This is a genomic window from Micromonospora arborensis, from assembly GCF_003205615.1.
Classification (GTDB): Bacteria; Actinomycetota; Actinomycetes; order Mycobacteriales; family Micromonosporaceae; genus Micromonospora; species Micromonospora arborensis.
This window is the reverse complement of sequence record NZ_PYBV01000011.1, coordinates 162,627-178,011: the sequence shown is the minus strand read 5'-3', so window position 1 is coordinate 178,011 and position 15,385 is coordinate 162,627. Positions and strand designations below refer to the sequence as shown.

The window sequence follows — 15,385 nt, the reverse complement described above, 5'->3', positions numbered from 1 at the left end:
GGTGTGAGACCACCACCTGGAGGATCCGTGCCGGATGCGCGGAGGGCGACCGCAGACCGTCAGCGCCTTACTGACTTGTTCCGTCGACACGGGGACGCGGTCTTCGCGTATGCCAATGATCGACTGGGCGGTGATGATGCGCAGGACCTCGTAAGCGAGGTGTTCGCCGTGGCATGGCGGCGCCTGGCAACCATCAAGGAGGGCCAGGAACGGCCTTGGTTGTTCGGGGTCGCGCGACGCCTGGTGTTGCAGCATTGGCGCGGTCGCGCAGTTCACGCGGCGTTGCAGGCGCGTCTGCACTCTCAGGCCCACGACGAGACTGAGTACCGTCCGTCCACCTCGCAACGAGTGGACGTGATGGCGGCATTGGCGGAACTGCCAGAGATCGATCGCGAGGTGTTGCTGCTGCGGTACTGGTACGACTTCAACGGCAGGGAATCGGCGAAGGTACTGGGGTGCACGACGGCGGCGTTTGCCGTGCGGTTACACCGGGCTCGTCGCCGCTTCGAGGACGCATACGGACATCGGCGGGTAGAGCCGAAACCATCTCCGATCGGCGATCTGGCGGCGTACACGAGGGGGCTGGAGTGAAGCACTACGACGCAGAAACCGAAGACCTGATTAGTTGCGTCCGGCCCACCCCCGAGGTCACGTTCACCACAAGCCCCCAGGGAGAGGCGATGCTCGCTCGCCTGCTCGAGTTGCCACAGCAGCCCGAGAAGAGGTCCCGGAAGAGGCGCTTGGGGATCGTCGGAGCTGTTGCCGCCGGGATTCTGGCCGCTGGTGGTGCGACCGCCGCGATCGGTGGTTATCACGCGCCTACTGCGCCACCTGAGGCAATGCCTGCGAATGATATGGCCTTTGTATGCGCCACAACCGGAATGCACCGGATGGGAGATACTGCGGCGAGAGTTGGCGAGACTCCGATAGATGCATGCAGGAGGTCGTGGAGCCGGATCTTTAGCGTCAAGGCGCCATCCCACCTGTATGCCTGCGTTCAACGTATCGAGGCGATTCCTTCACCGGGAAGTAGCGAGACTTCCTCTCCCGAAACGAGGTGGGGGAAGCTCGTGTACGTCATCGACGGCGAGCAGTTCAAGAACGCACCCGAGACGTGCGGATCGGTCAAGATGTTCGTAGCGCCGGCAGGCGACTGAACGGATGTGCCTGCGGCCCGCGGTCCGCCTCGCCCTGGCTGAATGCCGGCTTCCCGCCGACCGAGGTCGCCCGGCTCCTGGGCCACGTCTACGCCAACTGCATCGACGGCGGCGACGACACGATGAACGACAAGATCGGCGACGCCCTCGGATGATGGCGGAACTGAGGAGGGTGCAGACCGACGGAAAAGTGAGCCATAAGCTAACGCGATGTCGGCGGAGCGTGGAGTGATCGATCTGGACGGAGATAGTCGCCATCCGGGGGTGGACAGCCCTGACCGCTCTATGCGCAGGTCAAAGATGGTTGTTCGGCTGGTCGCTGTCTTCCTGGTCGGTGCTGTGCTTGGTGGTGTCGGTGTCAACGAGCTGCGAAGCTCGCAGGAAGAGCGGGATCGGGTCGCTTCGGTCTCACTCGTTGCCATCCCTGCGTCTGTCGGAGGCGGCGGCGGGGACGTCAAAGGCGTTCTCCAAATGGATGGGCAGCTGGCAGTGATCAACACTGGCCCTGCGCCGATCACGGTTTCTGCGGTTACCGGGGAACGACCCGGCGTTCTGGTGCGTAGTACCGGCAAGTCCGTGTTGCTACGTCCCGGCGGCACCGGCTGGGTCGAAGTCAAGCTGAGCCTCGAATGTGCCACTGCGTTCGGGAGTGAGCCCTTGTCGATGCGACTGTCGGTTGAGACCTCCGACCGGCAGGCGAGAGAGGCCACCTATCCCGTCGCTGTGGCGGGGAGCGTCTGGCACCGTGGTGTTGAACTACCCTGCGAGCACCTCCTTCGAGACGGTCAAGCGTGACGGCGGGTGGGCGCAGCATCGGGGCGTGGGCGGATGGTGGGCACTGGGATGCGAGCGCGGCGGCCAACGCAGAGAAACAGCAGGTCAACGCCGCTGACCGGGGCAAGATCGCGGGCGGCCTGCAAATCCGTCGCGAAAGCTTCAGAGGTTCGAATCCTCTACCCGCCACCAGGTGCAGAAGGAGGCCTCTGGCCAGCGTGAACGCCGGTCAGGGGCCTCCTTTGTGAGTCTCGCCCAGTCCCGCTCCAGCCCGTTCAATCTCGCTGGCTGTGTCGCATACGGGTCGCCGAGATCAACTCGGGTTGCCTGTTGCGGCTGACCCGCGATTCGCGGGCGGGGTCGATCGTCCGGGTCTGGTCGCTGCGATGGCGTCAACGACCCGTTCTCATTTCGTCAGTAGCATCGCCTGGTGCCGACTGAGATCGTCTTCGAGACTCACTCCTGGAGCGAAGACAACGATCGAGGTCTTGCTACCGGGTGGCTGCCGGGCCGGTTGTCTTCCAGGGGAAGAGCGTTGGCAGCCGAACTCGGCCAGCGGAGGAGAAGCGACGGCATCGAGGCGGTGTTCGCCTCGGATCTGCGTAGGGCTGTGGAGACGGCCGACATAGCCCTCTCGGGAACCGCGATCCCCCTGCTACACGATTGGCGCCTGCGGGAGTGTGACTACGGGGAGCTCAACGGCCGTCCGGCCGCCGAACTGCACGAGCGGCGCAGCTGGTATCTCGACCATCCCTACCCCGGGGGCGAGAGCTGGCGACAGGCCGTACACCGGGTCGGTCGTTTTCTCGACGATCTGTCGCTGCGGTGGGCGGGCCGGCGAGTTTTGGTGATCGGGCACGTCGCCACTCGATGGGGCTTCGACCATTGGATTGACGGGGTCCGGCTGGAGGACCTGGTCGATGCTGACTTCGCCTGGCGTGAGGGCTGGGAGTACCAGATGGAAGAACGTCAGGATCCCGCTCTGAGCGCGCTCGATCCTCGCCGGTAAGGAGCTGACTCGGCGGTCACACAACGTCGCCGGGTGATTGCGGCAGCTACCAGCGCTACCGGGGGACGGCCGCCGGCGAACGTGCTGTCCCGCCGATGAGCGGATGTTTGCTCGACGGGGGCCCGGATACTTGTCGCGCATGTTCGACGGTTTCGAGGACGAGCGGGTCGATGTCGGGGAGGTGGAGCTCCGGGTCCGGCATGCGGGGCACGGGCTTCCGGTCCTCCTCATTCACGGACATCCGCGTACGGGGTCGACGTGGCATCGAGTCGCGCCGCAGCTGGTCGATCGCGGGTTCACCGTTGTCTGTCCCGACATGCGCGGCTACGGGCAATCCGGCAAGGCGGAAATTCTCGCGGATCACTCCCAGCAGTCCAAGCGTGTGGTCGCAGCGGACATGGTCCGGTTGATGAACGAACTGGGCCATACGACGTTCGCCACGGTCGGACACGACCGTGGATCGTACGTCGCGTTACGCCTGGCGCTGGACCATCCCGACGCGGTCAGTCATTTGGTAGTCATCGACGGCGTACCGATCAGTGAGGCTCTTGCCAGGTGCGATGCGAAATTCGCCCAGGACTGGTACCACTGGTTCTTTTTTGCCCAGCCAGAGAAGCCAGAGCGAGCCATCACCGCCGACCCCGATGCCTGGTACGCCAGTAGCGCCCGGCGCGAGAGCATGGGGGCGGAGAACTACCAGGAGTTCCGGCATGCCATCCACGATGCGGCCACCGTGCGGGCAATGCTGGAGGACTACCGAGCCGGCCTCGGCGTTGACCGAGCGCACGAGGAAGCCGACCGGCGTGACGGTCGCACTGTCCGCTGCCCAACTCTGTTTCTGTGGTCGACCCGGGACGACATGGAAGACCTGTACGGCGAACCGCTGGCCGTCTGGCGCCCGTGGGCGGCCGATCTACGCGGCCACTCGATCGAGTCCGGCCACCACGTCGCCGAGGAGAATCCCGACGGCCTGACCGCGGCGCTGCACCACTTTCTGTCATGAGCGTCCCGCCCCCGCCAGCGCCGCTGACCGGCCGCAACCTTCAGTCGCCCCAGTCGAGTTGGTGTGGGGGCACTCCGGCGAGCCTCCCGTGCCGCACGGCCTCTGCGCGGCCTGCGTGGTCACCGATGGCGTACCGGAAGATCCGCCCAGGAAAGATCACGACATGGTCGCCAGCGGTGCGGAAGTCGGCGTACCAGCCTCGGCCTTCGACCAGAGCGGCCGCCAGCGCCGACGCGAGTTCGTCAGCAGTGTCATCGGGGCCTTCGACATCCAGCAGTGTCCACACGTCAGGCTGCTGGCTGCCAGCAGAAGCGGAGACGTCCTGCCGATCGATCCGGGTGATCCGAAGGTCGCGGACCTGCAGGTCACACCCGACGCGGAGGCTCTCGGCGATAACCCTGCCCTGCACCATGACGCTCATGATGAGACGCGGGTCTGACGATCTGTCGGCTTCCGCCGCAGGTCCGCAGAGCCTTCGTCGACGGCGAACCCGCCGGCGATCTCACCCGGGACACCATTCCCCGGCAACATCACGCGGTACTGGCTGATGGGCACCGAGAGCTCGGCAAGCCCAGGCGGCTGGCCAGGCTCCTCCGCCGAGATGCGGGCCGCGTTCCGCCCGCTGCGCAGCGACTGACCGCGCTCGCCTGGCCGGTGAACCGCGCGACTCGTGACGTGGTCGCTGTCCGGTCGGACTGAATGCTGCGCTACCGGCGGACAAATGTGCATGCATCAACGTATCGGCGGTTGCTGTCGGCCGGCCGAGCGACAATTCCTCCTTCCGATGCCGCTAACTCGACTTCCGGGTACGGACAGAAACCAGAAGGTGACACTGCCCTGTTGCCGAGAGGTAGCGGCGAGTAGCGTGCCTACGTGGGCGGAGAGGCGCGCAGTTCATATCAACTGTTACGTCTAGTAGATGCGCTTTCCTGTGCTAGGTCGTTTTTTGGGCGCGCAGACGTGGGCTGATCAGCAGATGGTCTGGCCGGACGTTGTCCCTGCCCGGCCGAGCGGGTCAGCTCGCGGGTCGGTCGGCCTGATCGCGGGTGGGAGAACTTTCCTGGCGGACTTCGCTGTGGCACCATCGTGGAATCTCCATCCCCGCACAGCCCCCTGCCGACAGGAGCTCCACATGTCTGGTCGAAAGTTTGGCCGGCTGCGTATGGCGTCGCTTGCCCTCGCCGCGCTGGCCGTTGGCCTCCTAGGTGCCCAACTCGGCGGCGCCTTCCAGTCCACCTCTATCGAGTGGGGCGCTCCGGCGGGCCACAGCGTTTCGGTTCCGAGTGGAGTGCAGTCAGTCGTCGCTCGGTGACTCCGGTGCGGCGGCGACGTGATCGATGACAGGGCGGTGCGGTGTCACCTAGGGCTGTCCGACGTCGTACGACCGAGCATGCCTGGCTGATCACGGCTCCCCTCGCCGGGATCGCGTTGGTGGGATCTCTGGTCCTCGCGCTGTCGGTGCCGATCCGCCTGGAGGACTGGCCGATTGCCGCGGCGTTGCTGGTAGTGATGGTTGCTGCCGGGATACCAACGCTCAGCTTCGTGGTCCGCCGCCAGGCGGTCGTGGTGACGCTCAGCGAGATCCCGCTGGTGCTTGCCCTGTATTGGCTGTCGCCGCTGCTCATGGTCGTCGTCGCCACGGCGGCCGAGCTCTTCACCCAGATGCAACGGGGTTACGCCCCGCCCAAGTTCTGGTTCAACGTCGCCCGGGCGGCCGCCGGAGTCTCGGTGGCCGGCCTGGTGTTGGCCGCCATGCCACCGCACGACGGGGTGGGGCCGGCGACGTGGGGTGCGGTCTTCGCTGGTGTGGCCGCCAACTCGCTGATCAGCCTTGTTGCCGTGGTCGGCGTGATCACTCTGCTGCAGGGCTGGCAGGGCACCCGGGAGACGACGAGCACGACCGTCCAGGTCCTGCTGACCACGGCGCTGAGCGTCGCGATCGGCATGATTATCCTGATCGTGCTGGCGACGACCCTGTGGTCGACCCTGCTCCTGCTGGCCCTGGCGGTGGCCGGCGTCATGCTCTACCGCTCGTACTCGCAGTTCATCCGGCAGCACCGGACTCTGGGCGACATGTACGAGCTGACCCGAGCGATGAGCGAGGCGGGTCAGGAGGGCACCCTGACGGATGCGCTGCTCGGCCGCATCCGCTCTCTCATGCAGGCGGAATACGCCACGCTGTGGCTCCCGGCGCAGGGTCGGCACCCGGAGGTCCTGCTGACCGCACGCCTCGACGACCGGGGTCTCCTCGATATCGCCCGGACCCCGGCGGTGTTTCGAGAGAAGACCCGTGAGTCGGGTCGGACGATCGCCCTGGGTCGGGCGTTCGGCGGTGATCCGACGCTGCGGTCCGCGCTCGCCCAGTCCAAGGTCAAGGACGTCATCGCGGTGCCCCTGAGATCGGGGCAGGCGGTGATCGGCACGCTGGAGGTGGTCAACCGCCTCAGCGACGTGGGCCACTTCGCTCCGGCCGACATCCCCATCTTCGAGACCGTGGCGGCGCATGCCGCTGTCGCCCTGGAAAATTCGCGGCTGGTTGACCGGCTCCGGCACGACGCGTACCACGACGCGCTGACCAGGTTGCCCAACCGTCGGCGGATCACCGGCGCGCTTGCGGAGTCCTTCAAGATCGCTGCCCCCGGCGAGGTGGTGGCGCTGTTGCTCTTCGACGTCGACGGGCTGCGCCAGGTCAACGAGTCCCTCGGTCACGCTGCCGGGGACAAGGTCCTCGCCGAGGTCGCCAGCCGGTTGCGGGCCAGCGCGCCGTCGTCGGCTCTGGTCGGCCGGGCCGGTGGGGACGAGTTCCTGGTGACACTGCGGTTGGAGAGCGCCGACGCGGCGCTCGAGTTGGCCGCTCAACTGCGCGACCAGATCCGCGACGAGATGGTCTTCGACGCGCTCACCCTCGACGTGAACACCGCCGTCGGGGTGGCCGTGCATCCCGATCACGGCAGCGATGCGGCAACCCTCCTGCTCCGGGTCGACCTGGCCGCCACGGCAGCCAAGTCGGTGCCGGGCAGTGTGCAGCTGTTCAACCCCGCGCTGGAGTCCCGGTCGCTGCGCCGGCTGGGTCTGGCCGGCGATCTCCGCCGCGCACTGGACCAGGACGAGCTGGAGGTCTACTTCCAGCCCAAGGTGACCCTGCGGGACCGGCGCCTGGTTGGTGTCGAGTGCCTGGCCCGGTGGGAGCATCCGACGCACGGCACGGTCGCTCCCGAGGACTTCGTGGCGGTGGCCGAGCACACCGGCCAGTTGAGCCGGCTCACGGAGGTGGTGCTCCGCGAGGGGCTGCGCCGCAGCCGCGACTGGGCGCTGGCCGATCAGCCGCTGCCCATCGCGGTCAACCTGTCGGCCCGTACGCTCACCGATCCGCACTTTCCGGACCGGGTCCAGGAGTTGCTGACCGAGTACAGGGTGCCGGCGCAGCGCCTGACCCTGGAGATCACCGAGGCGGGTGTGCTGGACGGTACGGACCGGCCCATCCCGACCCTGCGGCGGCTGCGTGATCTTGGTGTCCGGCTGTCGGTGGACGACTTCGGGACCGGCGACTCGTCCCTGGCGCATCTCCGGCGGCTGCCGGTGCACGAGGTGAAGGTCGACCGCTCCTTCGTGCAGGGCATGGCGACCGACCCGGGGGACCTGGCCATCGTCAACGCCGTGGTGACCCTCTCGCAGCAGTTCGGCCTGGCGGTGGTCGCCGAGGGTGTGGAGAGTGAGCTGACCCTGGAGCTTCTCCAGGACATCGGCTGTGAGATCGGGCAGGGCTTCCTGTTCAGTCGTCCGCTGCCGTACGAGCGGTTGGCCGCCTGGTTCGGTGCCCAGATCGAGCCGGAAACGATCTCCAACGGCGAGCTGCCGCGCCTTCGGGTCGTGCCCTGAGCAGGGCTTAGACGATCACCGGGGATCCGATTTCACCTGTCGAGCCGGGCCGTGTACTCTTACTTCTGCGCGCCCCACGGGGAGATCGCGCAGGCCCCCTTAGCTCAGTCGGCAGAGCGTCTCCATGGTAAGGAGAAGGTCTACGGTTCGATTCCGTAAGGGGGCTCGAGGGTTCAGCTGGACCCATCGCAGCGGTGTAGCTCAGATGGTAGAGCAAGCGGCTCATAATCGCTGTGTCGCCGGTTCAAGTCCGGCCACCGCTACTCTCGTCTTCCGGGCTCGTTGCCGGTGGTCGTAGGAAATGGGCGCTTCCGGCGCCCACTTTGCATGTCCGCGCTGTCAGCGTCTAGGCTGGCGCGTCGTAGTTGTTTCCGTTAGCGAGGAAGGCACTCCGCCGTGGCGAAGGCTACCGATGTCCGGCCGAAGATCACTTTGGCGTGTGTGGAGTGCAAGGAGCGCAACTACATCACGCGCAAGAACCGCCGTAACGACCCCGATCGCATCGAGCTGAAGAAGTTCTGCCCGCGCGACGGTCGTCACACGGTCCACCGCGAGACCCGCTGACCGTTGGCCGGCCTCGGGCCGGCCGCTGTCGAAGCTTTGCAATCGCCGATCTGAACGGTTTGGCGCGGTTACGCCGCAGCCTGCCGATCAGGTCGGCGATTGTGCTTTCCGTGTAGGTTCGCGGCATGTCTCTGGACCCTTCCTTCGTCGGCCGGACCTATCCGCCGACCGCCCCCTATCAGGTGGGCCGAGAAAAGATCCGCGAGTTCGCCACCGCCATCGGTGCCACCGACCCGGCCCACCACGACGTGGAGGCCGCACAGGCGCTGGGCCACCCCGACCTGGTGGCCCCACCGACCTTCCCGGTGATCGTCACGATGGCCGCGAGCAACCAGATCGTCGAGGACCCGGCCCTGGGTATGGACTACAGCCGGGTGGTGCACGGCGACCAGCGGTTCGCGTACACCCGGCCCGTGGTCGCTGGTGACGAGCTGGTCTGCACCAACACCATCGAGGACGTCAGCACCCGGGGCGGGCACGGCTTCCTGACCACGCGCACCGACGTCACCACCGTCGGCGGGGAACCGGTGGTCGCCGTCTGGTCCAAGATCGTCGTACGCGGGGAGGCCTGAGATGGAGTTGCCAGCCAAGACGTTCCGGGTGACCCGCGCGGACCTGATCCGCTACGCGGGCGCCTCGGGCGACTTCAACCCGATCCACTGGAGCGACAGGTTCGCGACCAAGGTGGGCCTGCCCGGGGTGATCGCCCACGGCATGTTCACCATGGCGCTGGTCGGCCGGGCGATCACCGAGTGGGCCGGGTCGCCGGACGCGGTGGTCGAGTACGGCGTTCGTTTCACCCGACCGGTGGTGGTCCCGGACGATGACCAGGGGACCGAGATTGAGGTCTCCGCGCGAGTTCGTGAGGTGACCGAGGACGGCCTCACCCGGCTCGACGTGACCGCCACCTGCCTGGGCGAGAAGGTGCTCTCGCAGGCCCGGGCGACCATCCGGACGACACGCTGAAGCAGGCCCGCCACGCGTGGCGGAGAGACCGGTTGGGAAAGTCGGGCGGGTACCCGTACACTGGTCCGCCGTGGGGCAAGTGACCCCTGCTCGGTCGTCTGTGACCGCGTGGGGCGAGTGTTGCCGCACAGGGGTGTAGCTCAATTGGCAGAGCAGCGGTCTCCAAAACCGCAGGCTGCAGGTTCAAGTCCTGTCACCCCTGCGCCTCAGGCCTGACCGTTCCCGTGGGTCGCGCCGCCAGCTTGGCGGCGTCCGGCCCGTGGTGGTGGCATCGGCGGGGTGGTTCCGAGGCAATCGGGCCCTCCGGGTGATCCACCGGCCGCGGCCCGTCGCGGGACGGTTGGGTCCGGCCGGCGTGACCAGCGCCGCGTACGCCACTCGGCGTGCGACCCGAGATTCCGCGACGGAGGGCGAAGTGGCCGACAACAAGCGGCGCGGCGAGGACGCCGGCGACGATCGTCTGGACGACGAGGTCGTCGACGAGGTAGCCGACGACGACGCCACCAGCGCGGACGAGCCGGTCTCCCGGGGAGGCACCGCCACGCGGTCTCGTGCCCGGGCGGAGTCGGCGGACAGCCGGCCCACCACCCGGTCGGAAACCGGTCGAGTGGGCGTGTTCGGCCGCATCGCCCGGTTTTTCCGCGAGGTCGTAGCCGAACTGCGTAAGGTCATCTGGCCGACGCGTAAGGAGTTGCTGACCTACACCGCCGTGGTGGTGACGTTCGTCGCGGTGATGCTGACGATCGTTGGCCTGCTGGACCTCGGCTTCGCCAAGGTCGTGCTGTTTGTCTTCGGCAACTCGGACTGACCGGCTGCCTCCAGCCGATAGTGACGGAAGTGAGCGAGCGTGCCTGAGTACGACGAGACCGCCGGACCGGTGGACGAGCAGTCCACGGTCGCGACGGCGGCTGGTGACGAGTCGGTTGAGGCCGCCAGCGAGCCGGAGTTCCCAGTAACCGAACCCGCGCCGGACGAGGAGTACGACCCGGTCGCGGAGCTGAGGCAGAAGCTGCGCTACGCGCCGGGTGACTGGTATGTGGTGCATTCGTACGCCGGCTACGAGAACAAGGTCAAGACCAACCTCGAGACCCGGATCACGAGCCTCGACATGGAGGACTTCATCTACCAGGTCGAGGTTCCGACCCGGGAAGAAGTCGAGGTCAAGAACGGTAAGCGTTCGCAGATCCAGGCCAAGGTCTTTCCGGGCTACATCCTGGTTCGGATGGAGCTGACCGCCGAGTCGTACTCGTGTGTGCGTAACACGCCGGGCGTGACCGGCTTCGTCGGTGCGACCGACCGAGCCGACCGGCCCGCCCCGCTCTCCCTCGACGAGGTGCTGAAGTGGCTGGCGCCGGCCGTCGAGACCGAGCAGAAGAAGTCGAAGCCGGAGATCAAGGTCCTCGACTTCGAGGTGGGCGACTCGGTCACCGTCACCGACGGTGCCTTCGCGTCGCTGCCGGCCACGATCAGCGAGATCAACGCCGACCAGCAGAAGCTCAAGGTGCTGGTGTCGATCTTCGGTCGCGAGACGCCGGTGGAGCTCAACTTCAACCAGGTCGCCAAGATCTGATTGGTCGTCGGCGGCGGGCCTGGCCCGCCGCCGACGTCGGCGTACGCCCTCCCGCTCGACCTCGGCGGACGAGTGGGCTGCGGCCTGCGCTACTCTTGAATGTCGCCGCTGTCGCACCGCGCTGACCGTGCGCGCTCCGAGGGCGGCGACAGCCGCATTTTCCAGCTCCAAGCCCCAGGAAGTGACATGCCTCCGAAGAAGAAGCTCGTCAAGACGTTCACGCTTCAGCTGCCGGCGGGCCAGGCCACGCCGGCGCCGCCGGTCGGCCCCGCGCTCGGCCAGCACGGCGTGAACATCATGGAGTTCTGCAAGTCCTACAACTCGCAGACCGAGTCTCAGCGGGGCGACATCGTCCCCGCCGAGATTAGCGTGTACGAGGACCGGTCCTTCACGTTCGTGCTGAAGACCCCGCCCGCTGCCCGGCTGCTGATCAAGGCCGCTGGTGTGCAGAAGGGTTCGGGTGTTCCGCAGGCCGAGAAGGTCGGCTCGGTCAGCCGCGCCCAGCTGCGTGAGATCGCCGAGAAGAAGATGGCCGACCTCAACGCCAACGACCTGGCCCAGGCCGAGAAGATCATCGCCGGCACCGCCCGCTCGATGGGCATCACCGTCAACGACTGACGTCGGCCCAGGCCGTCGATCCAGACCGTGGGAGGGCTCGCGCCGAGCGGCCCGCCAGAGACCACAGGAGTAATCAGCAATGCAGCGCAGCAAGAGCTACCGCAAGGCCGCCGACGTCATCGACCGGTCCAAGCTCTACACCCCCGCCGAGGCCGTGAAGCTGGCCAAGGAGACCACCAACGTCAAGTTCGACGCCACGGTCGAGGTCGCCATGCGCCTCGGCGTCGACCCCCGCAAGGCGGACCAGATGGTCCGCGGCACGGTCAACCTGCCGCACGGCACCGGTAAGACCGCCCGCGTGATCGTGTTCGCCAGTGGTGCGAAGGCCGAAGAGGCCACCGCCGCGGGTGCGGACGAGGTGGGCACCGACGAGCTGGTCGCCCGGATCCAGGGTGGTTGGCTCGACTTCGACGCGGCGATCGCCACGCCGGACCAGATGGCCAAGATCGGCCGGATCGCGCGGATCCTGGGCCCGCGCGGTCTCATGCCGAACCCGAAGACCGGCACGGTGACCATGGACGTCACCAAGGCGGTGCAGGACATCAAGGGCGGCAAGATCACCTTCCGGGTGGACAAGCACTCCAACCTGCACCTGATCATCGGCAAGGCGTCCTTCACGGAGAGCCAGCTGGTGGACAACTACGCGGCGGTGCTCGACGAGGTGCTGCGTGCCAAGCCGTCTGCGGCCAAGGGCAAGTACCTCCGCAAGGTCATCCTCACCAGCACCATGGGCCCGGGCGTTCCGGTCGACCCGAACCTGGTGAAGAACCTCACCGGAGACTCCGCCGAGGCCTGAGTCGACAGTTCGTTTCACCGGGGCGCCGCCACGATCGTGGCGGCGCCCCGGCGCGTCTGAGGTGTGGCAGGCTCCGTGCCATGCGGCTGGAAGACGTCTGGGTGCGGTACCACCGGCAGGGGCCGTGGGTGCTGCGCGGCGTGGACGTGCGGCTCGGTCCGGGCGAGGTGGCGGTCGTCCTGGGCCGCAACGGGGTGGGCAAGTCGACCCTGCTCCAGGTGGCCGCGGGGGTCCTCCGCCCAGGCCGAGGTCGGGTCACCGACCGGCCGGCGCGGGTGGGCTGGGTGCCGGAGCGTTTCCCGGCCGACCAACCGTTCACGGTGGCCCGCTACCTGACCGGGATGGCCCGGGTGGCGGGGCTGCGGGGGGCGGCGGTCGACGAGGCGGTGACCTCCTGGACCGACCGGCTCGGGCTGGCCGCCTTCCGCTCGGTCCGGCTGCCGGAGCTGTCCAAGGGCACCGCGCAGAAGGTGGGCCTCGCCCAGGCGATGCTGCGCCTGCCGGGCCTACTGGTGCTCGACGAGCCGTGGGAAGGGCTGGACGCCGCCACCCGCGAGCTGGTCCCCGAGCTGATCGCCGAGGTCCTCGCCGCCGACGGTGCCGTCCTGGTCAGCGACCACCGGGGGGAGACGGTCCGGCTGCCGGCCGCGCGCCGCTGGTCGGTGGCCGACGGGTCACTGACCGAAGAGGCGCCGTCGGCGGACGAGGCGATCGCGGTGGTCGAGGTCGCGGTGCCGGCCGCGCGCGTCGCCGGCACCGTCGCCCGGTTGCGCGCCGAGGGCCACCAAATTCTTCGAGTACGCGCCGACACCTCCATCGGCACACCACCGGCTCGCCCCGCCGCCGGACCGGTCCGGCCGGCTGGTGACCTGACGCCCGAACAGCCCGCCGGCGTCGAGGGGGCCGACGTGGTGGTCGAGCCGGCAGCGGGGGAGGCCCGGTGACCGCGTTGGTGCGGATGCGGCTGGCCGGTTTTCTGCGGACCGGCCGGGCGGTGGCACCGTTGCTCGCCGGCCTGATCACGCTCGGCACGCTGTACGGCGGCGGCCGGGCCCAGCCGGCGGAGGCGTACGGCGTCTCGGCGGTGGTGCTCTTCCCGGTGCTCGCCTGGCAAACCAAGATCCTGCTGGACGTGGAGCCGGACGTGCAGCGTCGGCTGGCGCAGGTGGCGGTCGGTGCGGCCCGGGAGCGGTTGGCCGGGCTCCTCGCCGCCGGGGTGGCGGCGCTGGTGACGGTGGCGGTCGCGCTGCTCTTCCCGTGGCTGGTCGGCGGGATCTCCGGCCCGGTCGACCCGGGGGACAGGTCGATCCCGGTCGGGCTCGCCCTGGGGTTGTGGGCGCATCTGCTCGCCGTACCCGCTGCGGTTGCTCTTGGCGCGTTGGCCAGCCGGGCCTCGGTTGGCAGTGCCGGGTACGGCGTCGCGGTGCTGGCCCTCGGTGGTGTCGGCGCGGTGGTGCTCGGCCTGAGCGGCTCGGTGGCTCCCTGGCTGGCGCCGCCGATCATGGCTACCGCCCGCACCACGGGAGGCGACGCTGCGGCGCTCACCCTGCTGGGGCTGACCGTGTGGGCGCTGGCCTGGAGCGTCGTGGTCGTCGGTGGCTACCTGTGGCGGCGGCGGGCCCGGGGCTGACCGGTGACGTGAGCGCCGGTCCACCGGTGGCGCGGCTCACAGGGGGCGATTTGGTGCAGGTCGTGGGGTCGCGTAGTCTTCAAACGTCATCCGTGTTCTCACGGTTGAGGAACCACCCAGAGACCGCTGGTCACTGTGCTTCGGCACGGTCGAAGGCCCCGCGACAACGGGCGACCCGCGTAGGGCGGCAAGCGTAATTCGGCAGTGAGCATGGTCCGCCGACTGTGACGAGCTTCCGGCCCTCGCCCCGTGCGCCCTGCGCCGGGGCTTTTCGTTGTCCTGCTGCCTCCGCCCCCGTTCCGGCTTCGGCTGTGACGGGGACCAGCCTCGAGTAACGAGAGAGGAGGGACATGGCGGACAAGCCGATCCGGGCCGACAAGGCCACGGCCGTCGCTGAGCTGACCGAGAACTTCCGTAGCTCGGGCGCCACCGTGCTGACCGAGTACCGCGGTCTGACGGTTTCCCAGCTCACCCAGCTTCGGCGCTCGCTCGGCGCCGAGACCACTTACACGGTCGCGAAGAACACGCTGGCGAAGCGTGCTGCGACGGACGCGGGCATCACCGGCCTCGATGAGCTGTTCACCGGTCCTACCGCGCTGACTTTCGTTTCGGGCGACGTCGTCGAGGCGGCGAAGGGGCTTCGCGACTTCGCGACGGCCAACCCGAAGCTCGTCATCAAGGGCGGTGTCTTCGAGGGCAAGGCCATTTCCGCGGCCGAGGTCACGAAGCTCGCCGACCTTGAGTCCCGCGAGGTGCTGCTGGCCAAGCTGGCCGGCGCGATGAAGGGCAACCTGAGCAAGGCCGCGGCCCTGTTCCAGGCCCCGCTGTCGAAGACCGCCCGTCTGGCGGCCGCCCTGCAGGACAAGCGCGAGCAGGAGGGCGCCGAGGCGGCCTGAGGCCACCACGGCGCACCATTTCTTACTTAACAGAAACAGGAAAGGACGCCAGACATGGCGAAGCTCAGCACCGACGAGCTGCTCGACGCGTTCAAGGAGATGACGCTGATCGAGCTCTCTGAGTTCGTGAAGCAGTTCGAGACGACCTTCGAGGTCACCGCCGCGGCTCCGGTCGCCATCGCCCAGGGTGGCGGCGGCGGCGGCACCGCTGCTCCGGTCGAGGAGGAGAAGGACGAGTTCGACGTCATCCTCGAGGCCGACGGTGGCAAGAAGATCCAGGTCATCAAGGTCGTGCGTGAGCTGACCGGCCTGGGCCTCAAGGAGGCCAAGGACGCGGTTGAGGCCGCGCCGAAGGCCATCCTGGAGAAGGTCAACAAGGAGACCGCCGACAAGGCGAAGGCCAAGCTCGAGGGCGAGGGCGCCAAGGTCACCCTCAAGTGACCTGACGTTCCACCTGCGCGTACCTGGCTCGTGAGCCGGGACACGATCGCGTAGCGGCGGGCGGTGATCCGACACGGATCAC

18 protein-coding genes and 3 tRNA genes are annotated in these 15,385 nt (G+C 68.0%); 20 read left to right on the top strand and 1 reads right to left on the bottom strand.

The window, feature by feature from the left end:
* Nucleotides 1-27 precede the first annotated feature (27 nt).
* The 5 genes from C7C45_RS08805 (at nucleotide 28) to C7C45_RS08790 (ending at nucleotide 3,943) form a co-directional block, all read left to right on the top strand.
* Nucleotides 28-591 (top strand): RNA polymerase sigma factor, encoded by a 564-nt coding sequence (locus C7C45_RS08805; protein WP_167454683.1) that lies wholly within the window; start codon nucleotides 28-30, stop codon nucleotides 589-591.
* Nucleotides 588-1,157: a hypothetical protein gene (locus tag C7C45_RS33580; protein ID WP_146247295.1), complete on the top strand. Its 570-nt coding sequence runs from the start codon at nucleotides 588-590 to the stop codon at nucleotides 1,155-1,157. The genes C7C45_RS08805 and C7C45_RS33580 overlap by 4 nt, the downstream gene beginning before the upstream one ends.
* Before the next feature lie 228 nt (nucleotides 1,158-1,385).
* Entirely contained in the window at nucleotides 1,386-1,952 is a 567-nt protein-coding gene (locus C7C45_RS33575; RefSeq protein ID WP_146247294.1) for a hypothetical protein, read from the top strand.
* A gap of 409 nt (nucleotides 1,953-2,361) precedes the next feature.
* Complete coding sequence (locus C7C45_RS08795) at nucleotides 2,362-2,940, top strand: histidine phosphatase family protein (protein WP_110563115.1); 579 nt, start codon at nucleotides 2,362-2,364, stop codon at nucleotides 2,938-2,940.
* Between the two features lie 139 nt (nucleotides 2,941-3,079).
* Nucleotides 3,080-3,943, top strand: coding sequence for an alpha/beta fold hydrolase (locus tag C7C45_RS08790; protein WP_110563114.1), 864 nt, complete (start codon nucleotides 3,080-3,082; stop codon nucleotides 3,941-3,943).
* 40 nt (nucleotides 3,944-3,983) lie between these two features.
* Here the strand turns inward: C7C45_RS08790 and C7C45_RS08785 are convergent, their stop codons facing one another.
* Nucleotides 3,984-4,364 (bottom strand): hypothetical protein, encoded by a 381-nt coding sequence (locus C7C45_RS08785; protein ID WP_244200293.1) that lies wholly within the window; start codon nucleotides 4,362-4,364, stop codon nucleotides 3,984-3,986.
* Between the two features lie 932 nt (nucleotides 4,365-5,296).
* On the opposite strand from C7C45_RS08785, the gene C7C45_RS08780 reads away from it, so the two are divergent.
* From C7C45_RS08780 to rplL, 15 genes are all read left to right on the top strand, one after another.
* A complete protein-coding gene (locus tag C7C45_RS08780; RefSeq protein ID WP_110563113.1) occupies nucleotides 5,297-7,822 on the top strand; it encodes a putative bifunctional diguanylate cyclase/phosphodiesterase in 2,526 nt (841 codons plus the stop codon).
* A 93-nt stretch (nucleotides 7,823-7,915) separates the two neighbouring features.
* A tRNA-Thr gene (locus C7C45_RS08775) sits at nucleotides 7,916-7,988 on the top strand.
* 24 nt (nucleotides 7,989-8,012) lie between these two features.
* Nucleotides 8,013-8,085 (top strand) — tRNA-Met (locus tag C7C45_RS08770).
* Nucleotides 8,086-8,218: 133 nt separating this feature from the next.
* Nucleotides 8,219-8,386 carry a 50S ribosomal protein L33 gene (rpmG, locus tag C7C45_RS08765; protein ID WP_007073056.1) on the top strand — a complete coding sequence of 56 codons (168 nt, stop codon included), beginning with the start codon at nucleotides 8,219-8,221 and terminating at the stop codon, nucleotides 8,384-8,386.
* 125 nt (nucleotides 8,387-8,511) lie between these two features.
* Nucleotides 8,512-8,958 carry a MaoC family dehydratase N-terminal domain-containing protein gene (locus C7C45_RS08760; RefSeq protein WP_110563112.1) on the top strand — a complete coding sequence of 149 codons (447 nt, stop codon included), beginning with the start codon at nucleotides 8,512-8,514 and terminating at the stop codon, nucleotides 8,956-8,958.
* A 1-nt stretch (nucleotide 8,959) separates the two neighbouring features.
* Nucleotides 8,960-9,352 carry a MaoC family dehydratase gene (locus C7C45_RS08755; RefSeq protein ID WP_110563111.1) on the top strand — a complete coding sequence of 131 codons (393 nt, stop codon included), beginning with the start codon at nucleotides 8,960-8,962 and terminating at the stop codon, nucleotides 9,350-9,352.
* Between the two features lie 129 nt (nucleotides 9,353-9,481).
* Nucleotides 9,482-9,554, top strand: a tRNA-Trp gene (locus C7C45_RS08750).
* 213 nt (nucleotides 9,555-9,767) lie between these two features.
* On the top strand, nucleotides 9,768-10,160 hold the full coding sequence (gene secE / locus C7C45_RS08745; protein ID WP_110563289.1) for a preprotein translocase subunit SecE: 393 nt from the start codon (nucleotides 9,768-9,770) through the stop codon (nucleotides 10,158-10,160).
* A gap of 39 nt (nucleotides 10,161-10,199) precedes the next feature.
* On the top strand, nucleotides 10,200-10,922 hold the full coding sequence (gene nusG / locus C7C45_RS08740; protein ID WP_110563110.1) for a transcription termination/antitermination protein NusG: 723 nt from the start codon (nucleotides 10,200-10,202) through the stop codon (nucleotides 10,920-10,922).
* A gap of 186 nt (nucleotides 10,923-11,108) precedes the next feature.
* Nucleotides 11,109-11,540 (top strand): 50S ribosomal protein L11, encoded by a 432-nt coding sequence (gene rplK / locus C7C45_RS08735; RefSeq protein WP_110563109.1) that lies wholly within the window; start codon nucleotides 11,109-11,111, stop codon nucleotides 11,538-11,540.
* 79 nt (nucleotides 11,541-11,619) lie between these two features.
* Nucleotides 11,620-12,336: a 50S ribosomal protein L1 gene (gene rplA / locus C7C45_RS08730; RefSeq protein WP_110563108.1), complete on the top strand. Its 717-nt coding sequence runs from the start codon at nucleotides 11,620-11,622 to the stop codon at nucleotides 12,334-12,336.
* An 80-nt stretch (nucleotides 12,337-12,416) separates the two neighbouring features.
* Nucleotides 12,417-13,280: an ABC transporter ATP-binding protein gene (locus C7C45_RS08725; protein ID WP_110563107.1), complete on the top strand. Its 864-nt coding sequence runs from the start codon at nucleotides 12,417-12,419 to the stop codon at nucleotides 13,278-13,280.
* Nucleotides 13,277-13,966: a hypothetical protein gene (locus tag C7C45_RS08720; RefSeq protein ID WP_110563106.1), complete on the top strand. Its 690-nt coding sequence runs from the start codon at nucleotides 13,277-13,279 to the stop codon at nucleotides 13,964-13,966. The genes C7C45_RS08725 and C7C45_RS08720 overlap by 4 nt, the downstream gene beginning before the upstream one ends.
* Nucleotides 13,967-14,316: 350 nt before the next feature.
* The gene (rplJ, locus tag C7C45_RS08715) at nucleotides 14,317-14,862 is read left to right on the top strand and encodes a 50S ribosomal protein L10 (RefSeq protein ID WP_110563105.1); all 546 of its coding nucleotides are present in this window, start codon (nucleotides 14,317-14,319) and stop codon (nucleotides 14,860-14,862) included.
* Nucleotides 14,863-14,916: 54 nt separating this feature from the next.
* The gene (gene rplL / locus C7C45_RS08710) at nucleotides 14,917-15,303 is read left to right on the top strand and encodes a 50S ribosomal protein L7/L12 (protein ID WP_110563104.1); all 387 of its coding nucleotides are present in this window, start codon (nucleotides 14,917-14,919) and stop codon (nucleotides 15,301-15,303) included.
* Nucleotides 15,304-15,385: the final 82 nt, after the last annotated feature.